Genomic DNA, 17,240 nt, shown 5'->3' with positions numbered 1-17,240 from the left:
GGATGCGGCACAACGGCACGCGAGGGGGGCGATCGAGACGGCGCGTTCCGGAGGCCCGCGAACTCGGCTGGGACGACAGCCTGTACGAGGGCGACGCCGAGAAGGCCGAACCCCGGGCCGCCTCCGGCCGGGCCGGCGCGGACCTGCCGGGCGCGCGCCCGGGCGAGGGCGGCGCGGCGGGCCCCGGTGCGGCGAGGTCCAGCACGGCGGGGTCCGGTGCGGCGAGGTCCGGCGCGGGCTCGCGCGCCGGGGGGCGGCGCGCCCGTGGGCCGGCCGCGCCGCCGGCCGCGCCCGGCGGCGGTGACGACGGGGAGCGCGGCGGCGGCCATGGTGGCGGTGGCGTACCGGCGCCCCGGGGCGGCGGCGCGCGGCGCGCGGGCAGTCGGCGGCGGAACCGGGAGCGGGGCAAGGGGCGGCGCGTGCTGCTGTGGTCGGCGGGCGGGCTGGCGTTCGTCATCCTCGGCACGGCCGGCGCCGGCTACCTCTACTACCAGCACCTCAACGGCAACATAGAGAAGGACACCCTCAACCTCGGCGAGAACCGGCTGGACCGCAGCACGCCCAACGCGGACGGCCAGACCCCGCTGAACATCCTGCTGCTCGGCTCCGACAGCCGGAACACCGAGGAGAACATCAAGCTCGGCGGCTCGCGCGCGGACGCCGACCGCAAGCCGCTGGCCGACGTGCAGATGCTGGTGCACGTCTCCGCCGACCGCAGCAACATGTCGGTGGTGAGCATCCCGCGCGACACCCGGGTGACCATACCCAAGTGCATCGACGACGACGGCACGGTCTACCCGGAGTCCGATCGCAACATCATCAACTCCAGCCTGCAGAACGGCGGCCCCGGCTGCACGGTCGCCACCTGGGAGGGGCTGGCCGGGGTCCCGATCGACCACTTCATGATGATCGACTTCGCGGGCGTGGTGGACATGGCCGACGCCGTCGGCGGCGTGCCGGTCTGCGTGGACAACAACGTCAAGGACCCCGACTCGGGGCTGCACCTGGAGAAGGGCGAGCACGACATCAAGGGCCAGCAGGCCCTGCAGTGGCTGCGCACCCGGCACGGCTTCGAGGACGGCAGCGACATCGGCCGGGCCAAGGCCCAGCACATGTACATGAACGCGATGGTCCGCCAGCTCAAGTCCGGCACCAAGCTGTCCGACCCGGGCAAGCTGATGGACCTGGCCGAGGCGGCGACCAAGGCGCTCAAGGTGGACCCGGGGCTCGGCACCGTCAAGAAGCTCTACGACCTGGGCAACGACCTCAAGCGGGTGCCCACCAAGCGGATCACCATGACGACGATGCCGTGGATTCCGGACCCGCGGAGCAAGGCACACGTCGTGCCCAAGCCGGGCGACGCGGACAAGCTGTTCGAGCTGATCCGCAACGACATCGCGCTCGACGGCAAGGACAAGAAGAAGCTCCCGCCGAAGAAGACCGCCGAGCCCACGGTGCCGGCCGCGCCCAAGGGCGAGATCGCCGTCGCCGTCCAGAACGGCACCGGCTCCCCCTCGCTGGCCCCGGTGCCGCAGCGCGCTTCGGCCATCGCGGACGCGCTGATCGCGAACGGCTTCAACCAGGCCATCGCGGACCCGACGCCCAAGCCGCAGGCGACGACGACGGTCACGTACGCGACCGAGGAGCAGCGCGCCAACGCGCTGGCCGTCGCGGAATCGCTCGGCCTGCCCAAGAGCGCCGTCCAGCTCGGCTCAGGGCTGCCGCAGGTGACGGTGGTCGTCGGCGCGGACTGGCGGGAGGGCACCAGCTACCCGAAGCCGGCCGACGGCGGGGACGCGGGCAGTGGCGACGGCGCCGGGAGCGAGGAGCGGGACCAGGACACCAAGGCCCCGGACAGCGCGGACGCGCTCAACGGCGACGACAAGACGGCGTGCATGAAGGTGAACCCGGTCTACACGTTCTAGCCCCGGCCGGGCCGGGCCGCCACGGCGGGCGGCCCGGCCGTCGGCGTCGTACGGCGGTGTTCGCGGCCTGGCTCAGACGCCCGAGCCGCTGGCGACGACGGCGGGGCGGCGGCTGGCGATGACCTTCTTCGCCAGCGCCCGGGGGCTGGTCAGGAAGCCCCAGCCCCAGGAGAGGTGCATGGTGGCGAGGGCGAGCGGAATCCGCAGCCGGGCGCCGACCGGCAGCCCCCTGCCCGCCGGGACGGAGCCGGCGACGATCGCCGCGAGGTAGCCACCGGGGACGACCAGGCCCCACGGGGTGAGCGCGACGCCGACGACCAGGCCCGCCGCGATGGCCACCACGGCGGTGGGCGGGGCGAGGTAGCGCAGGTTGATCGAGCCCTGGTGGTAGCGGGCGACCACGTGCCGCCAGCGGCCGTAGTCCTTGTACTGCTTGGCCAGCGCGCGCATGCTCGGCCGCGGCCGGTAGGAGACCTTCAGCTCGGGCGAGAACCAGATCAGGCCGCCCGCCTCGCGGATGCGGAAGTTCAGCTCCCAGTCCTGGGCGCGGATGAACTCCTCGTTGTAGCCGCCCTGTTGCTCCAACGCCTCGCGGCGGAAGACGCCCAGGTAGACGGTCTCGGCCGGGGCCGCGTCGCCGCCGGTGTGGAAGGCCGCGTTGCCCACGCCGATCTTGGAGGTCATGGCGGCGGCGACGGCGTGCTCCCAGTCGTTCTCCCCCTCGGCGTGCATGATGCCGCCCACGTTCTGCGCGCCGGTCTCCTCAAGGAGTCGCACCGCGGTGGCGATGTAGTTCGCGGAGAGCATGCCGTGGCCGTCGACGCGCACCACCACCGGGTGGCGCGACGCCTTGATCGCCGCGTTCAGCGCGGCGGGCGTGCGTCCCGTGGGGTTGGGCACCGTGTGCACCCGAGGGTCCTCGCGCACCAGCTCGGCGGCGATCTCGTCCGTACGGTCCGTCGAGGGGCCGAGGGCGATCACCACCTCCAGCTCGCCGGCGTACTCCTGTTCCAGGATGTGCCGGACGGAATTGCGCAGGTGACGCTCCTCGTTGAGCACCGGCATGATCACGGATACGGCCGGAGGCTGTGACTCAGACATCTTCCCTCGGGGGTACAGGGGTCGCCGCCCAGGTGACTGCGGGTAGTACGGGCCACGTTACCGCTAATGGGGGATGCGGAGGCGCACCGGGCGGGTGGCCGCCGGCGCGACGCCCGGCGTGGGGAGCTGTGGCGCTCATCATATGGACTTACGATGTTCACTTCGACCGGCTTCATTACAGCTCGCCACCCTTCGTCCAATTCTGCGCTGTTTCGCCCTGCTTCACCCACGCTGCGCCGGGCGCCCCGCCCATCCTGCGTGCCCGCCCGCCCCAGCCCGTCGCGGAGGTCTCCCCCAGTGACCCAACCGGCCCGCACCCCGCACCCGCCCCCACCGCGCCGGCCCCGTATCCCACGCGGCCCCGCCGCCGCCCCGCCCGCCGCGGCGGCTCGGACCAGGCCGGGGCGCGGCGACCGGCCTCGCTGGGGGCGGCGGCTGTCCGTGTCCGCCGCGGTGACGGTGCTGATCGCCGGCGGGGCCGGGCACGCGATGGTCTCCGGCCTGGAGAACGGCATCGACCGGGTCGACGCGTTCGGCTCCCTCGACCACCGCCCCGCCGCCGGCGACGGGACGAACTTCCTGGTCGCCGGCGTCGACCGGCGCGAGGCGATCACGCCCGAGGAGAAGGCCAAGTACCGGCTCGGCGGCGCCCCCTGCAACTGCGCCGACACCCTGATGCTCGTCCACCTCTCGGACGACCACGACCGCGCCAGCGTGGTCAGCCTGCCGCGCGACTCGTACGCCGAGATCCCCGCGTACACCGACCCGGCCACCGGCACCGTGCGCCGCACCCACCCGCAGAAGATCAACGCAGCGTACGCGGAGGGCGGGCCGAGCCTGACCGTGCGCACCGTCGAGCACATGACGGGCGTGCACATCGACCACTACCTGGAGGTCGACTTCGCCAGCTTCATGCGGACCGTGGACGTGGTCGGCGGCGTCGAGGTGTGCACCGTACGGCCGCTGAGGGACCGGTACACCGGGCTCGACCTGGCCGCCGGGCGGCACACGCTGGTCGGCGGCGAGGCCCTGCAGTACGTACGGTCGCGGCACGTCGACGGCGCCGCCGACCTCGGCCGGATGCAGCGTCAGCAGCGGTTCCTGGCCGCCCTCATCGACAAGGCGACCACCAGCGGGGTGCTGCTCAACCCGGTCAAGTTCGCGAAGGTGGCCTCGTCGGTGCTCGGCTCGGTACGCGCCGACCGGCAGTTGGGCAGCGCCGAACTCCTCAAGCTGGGCAAGGCCATGCGGGGCTTCTCGCCCGCCTCGTCGGAGTTCGCCTCGGTGCCCGTCGGGGACGTGAGCTACTCGGTGCCGGGCGTCGGCTCGACCGTACGGTGGAACGAGGCGCGGGCCGACAAGCTCTTCGAGGCCATCCGCGAGGACCGCCCGCTGGCCCCGCAGCGGCCGCGCCGGCCCCGGGCCACCGCGGTCGAGATCGACCCGGCGCAGATCCGGGTCCAGGTCGTCAACGGCACCGACCGCACCGGGCTCGGCGCCAGGACCGACCGCGCCCTGCGCGCGACCGGGTTCGCCACCACCGGCGTGGCCAGCAACGCGCGCGAGCGCGGCGCCCCGCACACCGTGATCGCGCACGACCCACGCTGGCGGGACTCGGCCCGCTCCCTGGCCACGGCCCTGCCCGGCGCCACGCTCCGCCCGGTGCGCGGCCAGGGCCCGGTGCTGCGGGTCACGCTCGGCACCGAGCACCGGGGGGTGCGCCCGGTACGCCCGGAGCACCCGACCCCGGTCGCCGGGTCGGCGGTGAAGGGCGACGAGGTCAACTGCTCGTAGCGGCGCCGTCGGCCGGTGCCGCCCCGCTCCTGTCCGCCCGACGTCCTCGACCGGCTTCGTCCGCCCTCTGTGTCCGGCGGCCAACCAGTCGCATGATGACGGGTGGGGTCGGCGCACGGGGGTGCGCCGCGACGTCCCGCCCCGGCACGGGGCGGCGGGGGGAGAAGGACATGAGGGCACGAAGACTCGTCACGGCGGCCGCGGCGACGGCCGTGGGCGCGCTGCTCGTGGGCTGCACGCAGTCGGACCGCAGCGAACTCGTCACGTGGACCGACGAACACGGCCGGGCCTGCACGGGCGTGGTCATCATCGACTCGGAGGACGGCGACCGCGAGATGTCCAGCCTCGACTGCGACTACGCCCCGGACGGCAGGCAGCCGGGGCGCACCACGACGACGCCGGTGCCTCGCTGAGCCCGGTTCGTGTGCCGGGGAGGCCGGGTCACTCGTCCGGGCGCTGCTCGCGCAGTTCCCGGATGGCTCGGCGCCTGGCGAGCCGGTGCGTGCGCCGGATCTGCGCCTCCTGGAAGCGACGCGCGTCGCGCTCCGAGTCGGGGATGACCGGCGGCACGCTGCGCGGCATGCCGTCCGCGTCGACGGCGGCGAACACCAGGTAGGCGCTGCCGACCTGGGTGGCGGGGGTCGACTCGTTCCACCGCTCGGCCATGACGCGCACGCCGATCTCCATGGAGGTGCGGCCGGTCCAGTTGCACTGCGCGTGCACGTGGACGAGGTCGCCGACGCGCACCGGCGAGAGGAACGCCATCTCGTCCATGGACGCCGTGACGGCGGGCCCGCCCGAGTGCCGGCCGGCGACCGCTCCGGCCGCGTCATCGACCAGTTTCATGATCACGCCGCCGTGGACGGTCCCGAGGAGGTTCGTGTCCGCCGCCGTCATGATGTGCGACAGCGTCGTGCGCGACGCCGAGGTCGGCTTGCCGGGAAGATCGTCCCCGGCCGCCGTAGGGCCCTGATCAGTCATGCCCTCCACCATAAGCGGACGGCCCCGACATCATGTTCGGACGCCGTCGACGCCGCCCTGTCGTTGCTCGCCGTACATCTACGCTGGTCAGCCCGGGTGTCGCGGGCGCGATCGAGCGTACGGGGCGACCTGGCGCCGGCCGGCCCGGGCTCACCGGCACACCGCCCGCCCACCGCCCGACACGGTCCGTACGCGATGTCGGCACGCTGGGCGACCCCCGGCGCGGGCCCGTGGGCGGACTGCCCGGTATCGCCGCCTCCACGGCCCGGGCCTGAAGGGTCGAGACCGCCGTTCACGCGCCCCGTAATGCATCAGCTCTGCAACAGCACCGCCCCAAGACCGCACCCGCCCTGTGAGGGCGCTGGTGTGAGCGGGCAAACTTCGGCTATGAGCAATTGGCCCGAGGGGTGGAATGGCGACGGCGACCGGGGGCGCGGCGGCGGCGCCGGTCGCGGTGCCGGTCGCGGCCCCGCGCCCGACATCGCACGTTCGATGCCGCACGTCCGCCGCGACCCCGCGTCCCGCGGCCCGCACGGCGAGCCGCCGCTGCCGCCCGGGATGTCGCCGCGCGGCGCGGTCCCGCCCCAGCAGCAGCCCCCTGGTTACGACGGCGCGCACGCCGGCGACGGCTATGACGACGGGTACAACACCGGTCAGGTCTACGGCGCCGGCCGCGGTCCCCTCCCCCGCGACCCGGGTGGCGGCCAGCCGCCGCACGGCGCCCCGCCCGGGCCGCCGCCCGCGCGCCCGAACTGGCGCAAGCGGATCACGATCGGCCTGGTCAGCGTCTTCGCGTTCCTCCTGGTCGTCTCCGTCGGCACGTACTTCTGGGCCGACTCCAAGCTCAAGCGCGAGGTCGACCTGGGCGCCGTGGAGGACCGGCCGAGCGGCGGCAGCGGCACCAACTACCTGATCGTGGGTTCCGACAGCCGCGAGGGCATGTCCGACGAGGAGAAGAAGGACCTGCACACCGGCTCGGCCGACGGCAAGCGCACGGACTCGATGATGATCCTGCACGTCGGGGACAACGGGAACACCATGGTCAGCCTCCCGCGCGACTCCTGGGTGACGATCCCCGCGTTCACCGGCTCCGAGTCCGGCAAGCGCATCCCGCAGCAGCAGCAGAAGCTCAACGCCGCGTTCTCCATCCAGGGCCCGGAGCTGCTGGTCCGGACGATCGAGTACAACACCGGCCTCAAGATCGACCACTACGCGGAGATCGGCTTCGGCGGCTTCGCGAAGATCGTGGACGCGGTCGGCGGCGTCGAGATGGACATCCCGCGCGACATCAAGGACAAGAAGTCCGGCGCCGACTTCAAGAAGGGCAAGCAGACGCTGGACGGCAAGGACGCGCTCGCCTTCGTCCGCAACCGGTACGAGGCGGGCAGCGACCTGGAGCGTACGAAGAACCAGCAGAAGTTCCTGTCCACGCTGGCCTCCCAGGCCGCCACGCCGGGCACCATCATGAACCCGTTCCGGCTCTACCCGACGATGAGCGCGGGCCTCGACTCGCTGATCGTGGACAAGGACATGAGCCTGTGGAAGCTGCGCTCGATGTTCTGGGCGATGAAGGGCGTCACGGGCGGCGACGGCAAGCAGATGAACATGCCGGTCGCCAACCCCGGCTACAGCACCCCCAAGGGCTCGGCGGTGCTCTGGGACATGCCGCAGGTCAAGAAGCTGGTCGAGCAGTTGAAGAACGACGAGAAGGTCACCGTCTCGGCGAAGTGACCGCCGCCTGAGCAGTCCCGCGCCGGTACGGTGAGCCGGCGCCCGGTGGCGGCGGCGGTGTGGCAGGACGATGAGGCAGCGAGCGGGCCCCGACAGTACGTGTCGGGGCCCGCCGGCGTGTGCGGGCCCGGACGCTGGCCCGCGGGCCGCCGAACGGGTGCGGATGCGGGGTCGGCCGGGCTCGGAGATGCTGGTGACAAGAGCAGAGCCGGATCGGCAAGGAGGACGCCATGTCCATGCTCGACAAGCTGAAGAACATGCTCAAGGGGCACGAGGACACCGCGCGCAAGGGCATGAACAAGGCCGGTGACGCCGTGGACCGCAAGACGGGCGGCAAGCACCGCGACAAGATCGACACCGCCCAGCAGAAGTTCGACGACCAACTGGGCAAGCGCCGGGACGACCCCGGCCGCTGACGCGGAAGCGCCAACCCCACGCGATCGACCGGCCCCCGCCGGGGCCCGCGAGGACGCTCCCCACGGGGACCGGTCTCGCGCGAGCGGTGCGTGACCGGCGTCGGGACGGTCCGCGCTGGGGCGGCGCCGGCCTCGCCGGAGCCCGCCCGGGGTGGATGTGCGTACGCCGGAGTACGCGGGGCTCACTCGCGGTAGACGAGGCCCCCGTTGAGGGTGCCCTGTCCGTCGGTGCCGGCCCAGAAGACGGCCAGGCGGTGCGCGCGGACGTTGGCGGTGGGCGCCATGCCCACCAGCGTGGGGGCGCCGATGCCGCGCTCGTTGAGGATGTTCACCGAGGTGATGGGGTCGGCCCCGTTCGTCAGTCGGCCGAGGTCGAGGGCGGCGACGTTGAGCAGCCCGGTACCGTCCACGCCGGTCCACCCGACGTGCACCCCGCCCCGGTACGAGGCGACCGACGGCTGGGCGATGCTCTGCTGGGCCGAGCGGACGACCGCCGGCGTCTCCCCGCTCGGGGTCGGCGAGGTGGTGAACGCGAACCGCAGGAAGCCGTCCGACGCGGTCCAGGCCCACAGGAACCGGCCGCCGGGCACGTCGCTGAGGCTGAACCGGCGCACGGGGCCGCGCGTCGCCCCGACCCAGGCCAGCGTGGAGAGCGCGCTGAACACCAGTGGGCTGGTCTCGTTCGCCACGACCTGGTTGCCCTGCTGGTCCACCACGCCGAGCTGCGGGACCGCCCGGCTGGAGCCCGCCAGCGTGGGGGCGCCGCGCCCGCTGAGGACGCCGTCGCTCACGATGGTGCGGCCGGCGAGGCGGCCGGTGAAGGTGAAGGTGCGGGTCTCGATCTCCAACGTGGCGACGTGCAGCCGCTGCCCGGCGCTGATGTCGACCCAGGCCATCTGCCCGTGGATGTCCGCCAACAGCCCGCCGGCGAGGGCCGGCGCGTACGGCGAGGCGTCGGCGAGGACCGTCTTCCGCAGTACGGTGCCGGCGAGTTGACCGGGCGGGCCGGTCGCGTTGGCCACGGTGATGTTGCGGCTGTTCTGGTTGCCGCGCCAGGCGAGGATCGGCGTGTCCATCGGCTGGATCACGGCGGGGCCCGACGTACTGCCATCGCCCCACCAGGTCACTTTGTCGAAGACGTCTCCCACGGCTGCTCCCCGAGGATGAGCGGTGCGTCCGCGTGGCCGCACCTGTCGTCCTCACGGTAGGCCGCGGGAGAAGCCGGTGACGGGCCTCGCGCCGCCGCGCCCCGCCGGCCCGAAGCGCCGCCACCACCCGCGCGCCCCCGCCACCGCCACGCGCCCGCCACTCGGGTCCCGGCGCGCGCCGGGACGCGGGGCGCGCCGGGGTACGCCGGTGGCGGCCGATGGTGGCCTGGGGCGCGGCTGTGAACTAGGGCAGGGCTGTGAACTGGGGCAGGGCTTTGAACTGGGCACGGCTGTGAGCCGGGACCGGCGCGGGGCCTGGCGCGCCCCGGACGCCCTGGCACGGCATCGAGCGCGGGAAACGGAAACGACCCCCGGCGCGATACCGGGGGTCGTGTTCCGTACGTGGGTCACGCGGGCACGCCAGTCGCGGTGGCGGCGTCCCGCGCGGCTCCCGTTACGGCAGGTTGCGGGCCATGACGATGCGCTGCACCTGGTTGGTGCCCTCGTAGATCTGGGTGATCTTCGCGTCGCGCATCATGCGCTCGACCGGGTAGTCACGCGTGTAGCCGTAACCGCCGAGGAGTTGGACCGCGTCGGTGGTGATCTCCATGGCGGCGTCCGACGCGTAGCACTTGGCCGCGGCGCCGTAGAAGGTCAGGTCCTCGTCGGGGCCGCCGGCCGCGACGCGCTCGGACTTGGCCGCCGCCGCGTAGGTGAGCTGCCGCGCCGCCTCCAGCTTCATCGCCATGTCGGCCAGCATGAACTGCACGCCCTGGAAGTCGCCGATCGGCTTGCCGAACTGCTTGCGCTCCTTGACGTACCCCTTGGCGTAGTCGAGGGCGCCCTGCGCGATGCCGAGGGCCTGGGCCGCGATGGTGATGCGGGTGTGGTCCAGGGTCTTCATCGCGGTGGCGAAGCCGGTGCCCTCGGCGCCGAGCAGCCGGTCCGCGGGGATGCGGACGTTGTCGAAGTAGACCTCGCGGGTGGGCGAGCCCTTGATGCCGAGCTTCTTCTCCGGGGCACCGAACGAGACGCCCTCGTCGCCCTTCTCGACGACGAAAGCCGAGATGCCCTTGGACCGCTTCTCCGGGTCGGTGACGGCCATGACCGTGTAGTAGTCGGAGACGCCCGCGTTGGTGATCCACCGCTTCACGCCGTTGAGGACGTAGAAGTCGCCGTCCCGGACCGCCTTGGTCTTCATGCCCGCGGCGTCCGAGCCCGCGTCCGGCTCGGACAGGCAGTACGAGAACATCGCGTCGCCCTTGGCCAGCGGGCCCAGGTACTTCTTCTTCAGCTCCTCGGAGCCGGAGAGGATCACCGGGAGCGAGCCGAGCTTGTTCACGGCGGGGATCAGCGAGGAGGAGGCGCAGACGCGGGCCACCTCCTCGATGACGATCACCGTCGCGAGGGCGTCGGCCCCGGCGCCGCCGTACGACTCGGGGACGTGCACGGCGTGCAGGTCGTTGGAGACCAGCGCGTCCAGCGCCTCCTGCGGGAAGCGGCCCTCTTCGTCCACCTCGGCCGCGAACGGCGCGATCTTGGCTTCGGCGAGGGCACGCACCGACTCGCGGAGCATGTCGTGCTCCTCGGCCGGGCGGTAGAGGTCGAATCCGACAGTGTTCTTCTCCGCGGAGGCCACGGTGTCCTCACTCCCTGAGTAGGCGTACCCGAGCGTTAATAACCGTTAAGTAACCCAATCCTAGGGGTGGCGGCCGAGACGCGGGTACGTGAGTTAGACGACAGCGGCTCAGTTTCCCGGATGAGCCCCCGACTATGCTCGGGCCACGCAGTCCGGCCCGCCCTCACCACGATTCGTACCCACGGAGCACAGCATGGCCCCCAAGATCACTGTGATCGGCACCGGGTATCTCGGCGCCACCCACGCCGCGGCCATGGCCGAACTCGGGTTCGAGGTGCTGGGCCTCGACATCGACCCCGCGAAGATCGAACTGCTCTCCTCGGGCCGGGTGCCGATGTACGAACCGGGCCTTGAGGACCTGCTGCGGCAGCACGTCGCCGGCCACGAGGGCAGCACCGGGCGGCTGCGGTTCACCACCTCCTACGAGGAGGTCGCCGACTTCGGCGACGTGCACTTCGTGTGCGTCAACACGCCACAGAAGCAGGGCGAGTACGCCTGCGACATGCGGTACGTGGACAGCGCCTTCGAGTCCCTCGCCCCGCTGCTGCGCCGCCCCGCGCTGGTCGTCGGCAAGTCCACGGTCCCGGTCGGCAGCGCGAGCCGGCTGGCCGCGCGCCTGCGCGAGCTGGCGCCGGTGGGCGAGGACGCGGAGCTGGCCTGGAACCCGGAGTTCCTGCGCGAGGGCTTCGCCGTCCAGGACACCCTGCGGCCGGACCGCATCGTCGCGGGCGTCACCAGCGAGCGGGCCGAGAAGGTGCTGCGCGAGGTGTACGCGGCGCCACTGGCCGCGGGCACGCCGTTCGTGGTGACCGACTTCCCCACCGCCGAGCTGGTGAAGACCTCCGCGAACTCCTTCCTGGCCACCAAGATCTCGTTCATCAACGCGATGGCCGAGGTGTGCGAGGCCGCCGACGGCGACGTGGTCAAGCTGGCCGAGGCGATCGGCCATGACGAGCGGATCGGGAAGAAGTTCCTGCGCGCCGGGATCGGGTTCGGCGGCGGATGCCTGCCCAAGGACATCCGGGCCTTCATGGCCCGCGCCGGCGAACTCGGCGCCGACCAGGCCCTCACCTTCCTCCGCGAGGTCGACTCGATCAACATGCGGCGCCGCGGCCACATGGTCGAACTGGCCCGCGACGCCGTGGGCGGCTCCTTCCTGGGCAAGCGGGTCGCGGTGCTGGGCGCGGCGTTCAAGCCGGACTCGGACGACGTACGGGACTCGCCGGCGCTCAACGTGGCCGGTCAGATCCACCTCCAAGGCGCGCAGGTCACGGTGTTCGACCCGAAGGGGATGGACAACGCGCGCGCCCTGTTCCCCACCCTGGGGTACGCCCCGAGCGCCCTGGACGCGGTGCGCGGCGCCCATGTCGTACTGCACCTGACGGAGTGGCGCGAGTTCCGCGAACTGGACCCGGAGGAGCTGGGCGCCGTCGTGGACGACCGCCGCATCCTCGACGGCCGCAACGCGCTCGACCCCGACGTCTGGCGCCAGGCCGACTGGACGTACCGCGCCCTGGGCCGCCCCCGCCTCTGAGGCCCCCCGGGGCCGTGACGGCGTCATGGCGCGGGACGCACCAGTCGTGTGTCGTACGCCAGGATCACGGCCTGCACCCGGTCGCGGGCGCCCGTCTTGGCGAGGATGCGGCTGATGTGGGTCTTGACCGTGGACTCGGCGAGCCGGAAGCGGGCGCTGATCTCGGCGTTGGACCAGCCCTTGCCGATCACGGTGAGGATCTCCCGCTCCCGCTCGGTGAGGGCCTCAAGCCGCGGGTCGGGCGCGCCCTCCGCACGGTTCCCACCCGGCCCGGCGCCCGGCGTCGGCAACCGGTCCGCGTAGGCGTCGAGCAGGCGGCGGGTCAGGCCCGGGGCGACCACGGCGTCGCCGCTGGCCACCGCGCGGATGCCGGCGAGCAACTCCTCCGGCTGGGCGTCCTTGACCAGGAAGCCGCTGGCCCCGGCGCGCAACCCGGCGTACGCGTACTCGTCGAGGTCGAACGTGGTCAGGATCAGCACGCGGCTGCGGTCGCCGGCGGCCACGATGCGGCGGGTGGCCTCCACGCCGTCCAGGCCCGGCATCCGGACGTCCATCAGGACGACGTCGGGGCGTAGTTCGGCGGTCTGGCGGACGGCCGCGGTCCCGTTGTCCGCCTCGCCGAGGACCGCCATGTCGTCCTGGCTCTCCAGCAACATGCGGAAGCCGAAGCGCTGCAACGGCTGGTCGTCGACGATGAGGACGGTGGTCACGACGCACCACCCGCCTCTCGCCTCTCGCGCGTCCCGCGCTCTGTACCCGTCGCCCGCCCGTCCCGCCTCTCGCGCGTCCCGCGCTCAGTGCCCGTGGCCCGCGCGTCTCGCCTCTCGCGCGTCGCCCGTTTGGCGCGCACAGCGTCCGTCGCGGCGGCGTCCGCGTCCTGGGGGTCGGGGTCGGGCGCACCGGGCTCGGCTCGCGGGGCCGGCTCGGGGTCCGCGCCGCCGGGGGCTGGTGGGCGTGGGGGGTGGGGTGGTGGTGGACGCGGGGAGTTCCAGGCGTACGTGCCAGCCGCCGTCCGAGCGTGGCCCTGCGGTGAGGGCCCCGTCGTAGAGCGCGGCCCGCTCGCGCATGCCGCGCAGGCCCCTGCCCTGGTGGCCGTCGCCCGTCGCGAGCTGTGCGTGGCGTAGCCGGCGCACGGGCCCACCCGTGTCGGTGACGGCGACGGACAGCGCGTGCGGCGCGTGCGTCACCTCGACCATGGCCGTGGCCTGCGGGCCCGCGTGCTTGAGCGTGTTGGTCAGCGCCTCCTGTACGACCCGGTACACGGTCAGCTCGCGGCCGGGTGAGCCCGGCGCGGGCGTGCCGCGCTCCGACAGGCGGACCGGTAGCCCCGCCTCCCGTACCCGGTCCACGAGTGTGCCGAGGTCGGCGAGCGTGGGCTGCGGACCGAGTTCGGGCTCGGGCCGCGCGTCCGTGTCGTCGTCGTCGCGCAGCACGCCGAGCAGTCTGCGCAACTCGTCCAGCGCCTGCCGGCTGGTGGCGCCGATCGCCGTCAGCGCCTGAGCCGCGCGCTCGGGGTTCTTGCGCGCCGCGTACGAACCGCCGTCGGCCAGGCCGGTGATGACCGAGAGGTTGTGGCCGATGATGTCGTGCATCTCGCGGGCGATGCGGGCGCGTTCGGCCGCGGCGGCGAGTTGGGCCTGCTGGTCGCGTTCGACCTCAAGCTGGCGGGCCCGATCCACGAGCGAGGCCGTGTAGTCGCGGCGGCTGCGGACCGCTATGCCGAGCAGCGCCACCACGACGCTGCCCGTGACGACGGGGAGGAACGCCTGCCCCCAGTCCCCCTCGGGCCAGCGCGAGGCGCCCACCGCCGCCTGCGTGACGACCAGCGCGCCGGCGACCGTCAGGGCCTTGCCCGGTAGCCGCAGGGCGATGCAGAAGAGCACGATCAACTGACCCAACTGGCCGACCTGGAGCCGCGTACCCACCCACGCGTCCACCAGGCCGACCGCCGTCATGACGGCGAACGCGGCCAGCGGGCGTCTGCGATGCCAGGGCAGTGCCAGGACGAAGCCCGCCGCCATGGCCGCCACCAGCGCCACCGGCACCTCGCCGGAGTGGGCGATCCGCCGCCAGTTGCCGCCGCCCACGTCCACGCAGGCCGCGATGGCGAACACCAGCGTCAGCAACGCGTCCCACAGCACCGGGCGGCGGGCGTCGAGGGCACACACCCGCCGCGCGGCCCGGTGCGCCCATCGGATCGGATACGGGCCACTCGGCGTCCACTCCTGGACGCCCCCGACCGCACTCATCCCCGCCACCCCTCGTTCGTCACTCTCCCCGTACCGACCCCACGTCGGCCGACCTCGCCGGCCGACATGTCGGCCAACCCTCGCCGACCTCTCGTCGGCCTCCCCCGTACCGGCCCACGCCGACCGGTCCCGTGCCGTCCCTGCTTCGGCCGGCCCCGTGCCAAGCCTGCGTCGGCCAGTCCCGTATCGACACCTCGTCGGCCTCACATCGGCCGGCGAGGTGTCGGGCCGGCCGCCCGTACGCCGTCCCACCCGGCACCATCCTCGTACCCCGCGCGCCGGCCGCCCGCCCCGCGGGTGGGCGTACGCCCGGCGCCACGCACCCGGCCCGCGCGCCGCGCGAACCCGTCGCTCACACGTCCCGGCGCCTGAGGAACAGCGCCGCCAGCGCCAGCGTCCCCGCGACCGAGCAGCACAGGGCGAGCAGGGCCGGGCCCGGGGCCAGCAGGTCGGGGCCCCCGCCCACCAGCATCAGGGCCTGCGCCGCCTTGCTGGGCAGGCAGGCGACGACGTCGTCCACCACGTCGTACGGCAGCAGCCCGACCACCTCGGGCAGTACGAGCACCGCGCCTATGTACGCGCCGATCGCCGCCGGAACGCTGCGCAGCAGCGCGCCGAGGCCCAGGCACAACAGGCCGAGGAGGGCGATGCCCACCGCCGCCCCGCACAGTGCCCGCACCACGCCCGGGTCGCCGAGGTCCGCCTCCATGTCCGTACCGGACAGGAAGACCTGGGCCAGCGGGAAGGTGAGGAAGACGGTCGCGAACATGACCGCGAGGGCCACGCCGCCGAAGACGGCCGCCTTGGCCCACAGCACGGGCAGCCGGCGCGGCACGGCGGTGAGGGAGGTCCGGATCATGCCGGACGCGTACTCCCCCGCGGTCACCAGAACGCCGAGCACGGCGAGCAGTATCTGGCCGAACTGCGTTCCCAGCAGGGTGAGTTCGACGGGCTCGACGCCGTCGCCGTCGCCGCTCTGGTACGTCCCAGCGACCACCGCGCCGAGACCGGCTGTCACCAGCAGGGTGGCGGCGAGGATGCTCCAGGTGGTGCGCAGCGACCACAGCTTGGCCCATTCCGAGCGGACCACGCGCGGCCAGGTGATCCGGTAGTCGACGGGTGGGCCGGGCACGGCGGCCGGGCCCGTGGCCTGCCGCCCGGACTGGCGCTGCTGTTGCGACTGGTGCTGTTGAGGCTGGGTGGCGAGGTCGCCGGGTCGGCCGGTCACGTGGCGGCTCCTTGGGACGCGGTGGCTTGTTGCGTGGTGGGAGTGGAGGTGGAGGGGGACTGAGGGGCGGTCGGGTCGTCGGCGTGGGCCACGTACTCCACCGCGTCCCGCGTCAGCTCCATGAACGCCTCCTCCAACGAGGCGCGGCGCGGGGTGAGTTCGAAGAGGGGTATGCCGTGTGCCGCCGCGGTGCGGCCGATGCGCTCACCGTCGGCGCCGGTGACGCGCAGCGTGTCCGGGCCGTCGTCGGCCGCCTCGATCCGCACGCCAGGGCCCGCGAGCAGGGTTCGTAGCCGGTCCGCCTCCGGCGAGACGACCGTGATCTCCCCGAGCCCCGCGTCGCGTACGAACTGCTCCACGGTGGTGTCGGCGAGCAGCCGGCCGCGGCCGATGATGATCAGGTGCTCCGCGGTGACCGCCATCTCGCTCATCAGGTGCGAGGAGACGAAGACCGTACGGCCCTCGGCCGCGAGTGACTTGAGCAGGTTGCGTATCCACAGCACGCCCTCCGGGTCGAGCCCGTTGACCGGCTCGTCCAGGATGACCGTGGCCGGGTCGGCCAGCAGCGCGGCGGCGATGCCGAGCCGTTGCCCCATGCCGAGGCTGAACCCCTTGACCCGCCGGTCCGCCGCCTCGCCGAGCCCCACCCGGTCGATGACCGCGTCCACCTGGCGGCATGGGATGCCGTGCGTGTGCGCGAGGGCCTGGAGGTGCGCCCGGGCCGTGCGGCCGGGATGGAAGGAGCGGGCTTCGAGCAGCGCGCCGACATGGCGCAGCGGCGCGGGGTGGCTGACGTACGCGCGGTCGCCGATCGTGGACCGGCCGCTGGTGGGGGCGTCGAGCCCGAGCAGCATCCGCATCGTGGTCGACTTGCCGGCGCCGTTCGGGCCGAGGAACCCGGTGACCGTACCCGGCCGCACGGTGAAGGTCAGGTCCCGCACGACGGTCTTCTCGCCGTACCGCTTGGTGAGCCCGTAAGCCCTGATCATCGCTGTGCTCCCGTCATCGCCGCGCCCCCTGGTTGGGCCGCCCCGCGGCCTGGCCCGCGGGTGTCGGAGCACGTCAGAGCAGGTGCGTCGGCGTACGCCCTGACGTGCGGGCCCGGCGCTCCCGTGGCCCACATCCGACGTTAGGCACGCCGCCGCCCCCACTCGTCAGCCCGCGGTCCGCTGCGGGCCGGCCGGACGTAGTACCGGGGTACGACGGGTCCCCTGGGGGATGCCACGGCGGGGCGGGCGGGGTGGGGGTAAGGGCAGGGGCCGGGCAGAGGGCCGTGAGCCAGGTGCGGCCTGCGGGACAGAGGCAGGCACGGGGGCGAGAGTGAAGGCGAGGAGGGAGGGCCGGGAGGGAGAACGAGGGCGGGGGCTCCGCGAGAGCGGGCGCGACCCCGGTTGAGCGCGCGAGCTGCGGCGAGCGGGTCGGAGGAAGGGAAGGGGGCAGGTCGCGAAGGGGGCGGGCCGGCGGCCCGCCCCGTCAGCCTGACGGCCTCAGCGC

At 73.3% G+C, this 17,240-nt stretch carries 14 protein-coding genes; 6 read left to right on the top strand and 8 right to left on the bottom strand.

What is annotated here, in order from left to right; genetic code table 11:
* The first annotated feature begins 2 nt into the window (after positions 1–2).
* Positions 3–1,925: an LCP family protein gene (locus OYE22_RS21465; RefSeq protein ID WP_277321928.1), complete on the top strand. Its 1,923-nt coding sequence runs from the start codon at positions 3–5 to the stop codon at positions 1,923–1,925.
* 72 nt (positions 1,926–1,997) lie between these two features.
* Here the strand turns inward: OYE22_RS21465 and OYE22_RS21460 are convergent, their stop codons facing one another.
* Positions 1,998–3,026 (bottom strand): glycosyltransferase family 2 protein, encoded by a 1,029-nt coding sequence (locus OYE22_RS21460; RefSeq protein WP_277321927.1) that lies wholly within the window; start codon positions 3,024–3,026, stop codon positions 1,998–2,000.
* Between the two features lie 258 nt (positions 3,027–3,284).
* Between OYE22_RS21460 and OYE22_RS21455 the strand changes: the two genes are divergently transcribed.
* A complete protein-coding gene (locus tag OYE22_RS21455) occupies positions 3,285–4,820 on the top strand; it encodes an LCP family protein (protein WP_277321926.1) in 1,536 nt (511 codons plus the stop codon).
* A 170-nt stretch (positions 4,821–4,990) separates the two neighbouring features.
* Positions 4,991–5,233, top strand: coding sequence for a hypothetical protein (locus OYE22_RS21450; protein ID WP_277321925.1), 243 nt, complete (start codon positions 4,991–4,993; stop codon positions 5,231–5,233).
* A gap of 28 nt (positions 5,234–5,261) precedes the next feature.
* Here OYE22_RS21450 and OYE22_RS21445 read toward each other — a convergent pair whose 3' ends face one another.
* Positions 5,262–5,801: an acyl-CoA thioesterase gene (locus OYE22_RS21445; RefSeq protein ID WP_277321924.1), complete on the bottom strand. Its 540-nt coding sequence runs from the start codon at positions 5,799–5,801 to the stop codon at positions 5,262–5,264.
* Between the two features lie 387 nt (positions 5,802–6,188).
* Between OYE22_RS21445 and OYE22_RS21440 the strand changes: the two genes are divergently transcribed.
* Together OYE22_RS21440 and OYE22_RS21435 are read left to right on the top strand one after the other, a co-directional pair.
* Entirely contained in the window at positions 6,189–7,532 is a 1,344-nt protein-coding gene (locus tag OYE22_RS21440) for an LCP family protein (protein WP_277321923.1), read from the top strand.
* A 230-nt stretch (positions 7,533–7,762) separates the two neighbouring features.
* Complete coding sequence (locus tag OYE22_RS21435) at positions 7,763–7,948, top strand: antitoxin (protein WP_277321922.1); 186 nt, start codon at positions 7,763–7,765, stop codon at positions 7,946–7,948.
* Between the two features lie 182 nt (positions 7,949–8,130).
* On the opposite strand, the gene OYE22_RS21430 is transcribed toward OYE22_RS21435, so the two are convergent.
* Both OYE22_RS21430 and OYE22_RS21425 read right to left on the bottom strand, forming a co-directional pair.
* Positions 8,131–9,096 (bottom strand): hypothetical protein, encoded by a 966-nt coding sequence (locus OYE22_RS21430; protein ID WP_277321921.1) that lies wholly within the window; start codon positions 9,094–9,096, stop codon positions 8,131–8,133.
* A gap of 454 nt (positions 9,097–9,550) precedes the next feature.
* Positions 9,551–10,672 carry an acyl-CoA dehydrogenase gene (locus OYE22_RS21425; protein ID WP_176166104.1) on the bottom strand — a complete coding sequence of 374 codons (1,122 nt, stop codon included), beginning with the start codon at positions 10,670–10,672 and terminating at the stop codon, positions 9,551–9,553.
* A 256-nt stretch (positions 10,673–10,928) separates the two neighbouring features.
* On the opposite strand from OYE22_RS21425, the gene OYE22_RS21420 reads away from it, so the two are divergent.
* Positions 10,929–12,269: a UDP-glucose/GDP-mannose dehydrogenase family protein gene (locus OYE22_RS21420; RefSeq protein WP_277321920.1), complete on the top strand. Its 1,341-nt coding sequence runs from the start codon at positions 10,929–10,931 to the stop codon at positions 12,267–12,269.
* A 23-nt stretch (positions 12,270–12,292) separates the two neighbouring features.
* Here the strand turns inward: OYE22_RS21420 and OYE22_RS21415 are convergent, their stop codons facing one another.
* From OYE22_RS21415 to OYE22_RS21400, 4 genes are all read right to left on the bottom strand, one after another.
* Complete coding sequence (locus OYE22_RS21415) at positions 12,293–12,979, bottom strand: response regulator transcription factor (RefSeq protein WP_277321919.1); 687 nt, start codon at positions 12,977–12,979, stop codon at positions 12,293–12,295.
* Positions 12,980–13,063: 84 nt separating this feature from the next.
* Positions 13,064–14,518, bottom strand: a complete 1,455-nt coding sequence (locus tag OYE22_RS21410) for a histidine kinase (protein ID WP_277321918.1) — start codon at positions 14,516–14,518, stop codon at positions 13,064–13,066.
* Positions 14,519–14,870: 352 nt separating this feature from the next.
* Positions 14,871–15,746, bottom strand: coding sequence for an ABC transporter permease (locus OYE22_RS21405; protein ID WP_348652236.1), 876 nt, complete (start codon positions 15,744–15,746; stop codon positions 14,871–14,873).
* Entirely contained in the window at positions 15,743–16,735 is a 993-nt protein-coding gene (locus OYE22_RS21400) for an ATP-binding cassette domain-containing protein (protein ID WP_277321917.1), read from the bottom strand. Before OYE22_RS21400 ends, OYE22_RS21405 begins: the two co-directional genes overlap by 4 nt.
* Positions 16,736–17,240: the final 505 nt, after the last annotated feature.

Source organism: Streptomyces sp. 71268, from assembly GCF_029392895.1.
Lineage (GTDB): Bacteria > Actinomycetota > Actinomycetes > Streptomycetales > Streptomycetaceae > Streptomyces.
The sequence above is the reverse complement of the archived record's forward strand: the minus strand, read 5'-3'. Positions and strand labels throughout refer to the sequence as shown.

Coding starts and splice junctions, on each gene's coding strand:
- OYE22_RS21400 (WP_277321917.1), bottom strand. CDS start 16,735: ATGATCAGGGCTTACGGGCTCACCAAGCGGTACGGCGAGAAGACCGTC.
- OYE22_RS21445 (WP_277321924.1), bottom strand. CDS start 5,801: ATGACTGATCAGGGCCCTACGGCGGCCGGGGACGATCTTCCCGGCAAG.
- OYE22_RS21460 (WP_277321927.1), bottom strand. CDS start 3,026: ATGTCTGAGTCACAGCCTCCGGCCGTATCCGTGATCATGCCGGTGCTC.
- OYE22_RS21435 (WP_277321922.1), top strand. CDS start 7,763: ATGTCCATGCTCGACAAGCTGAAGAACATGCTCAAGGGGCACGAGGAC.
- OYE22_RS21450 (WP_277321925.1), top strand. CDS start 4,991: ATGAGGGCACGAAGACTCGTCACGGCGGCCGCGGCGACGGCCGTGGGC.
- OYE22_RS21465 (WP_277321928.1), top strand. CDS start 3: ATGCGGCACAACGGCACGCGAGGGGGGCGATCGAGACGGCGCGTTCCG.
- OYE22_RS21410 (WP_277321918.1), bottom strand. CDS start 14,518: ATGAGTGCGGTCGGGGGCGTCCAGGAGTGGACGCCGAGTGGCCCGTAT.
- OYE22_RS21420 (WP_277321920.1), top strand. CDS start 10,929: ATGGCCCCCAAGATCACTGTGATCGGCACCGGGTATCTCGGCGCCACC.
- OYE22_RS21425 (WP_176166104.1), bottom strand. CDS start 10,672: ATGCTCCGCGAGTCGGTGCGTGCCCTCGCCGAAGCCAAGATCGCGCCG.
- OYE22_RS21440 (WP_277321923.1), top strand. CDS start 6,189: ATGAGCAATTGGCCCGAGGGGTGGAATGGCGACGGCGACCGGGGGCGC.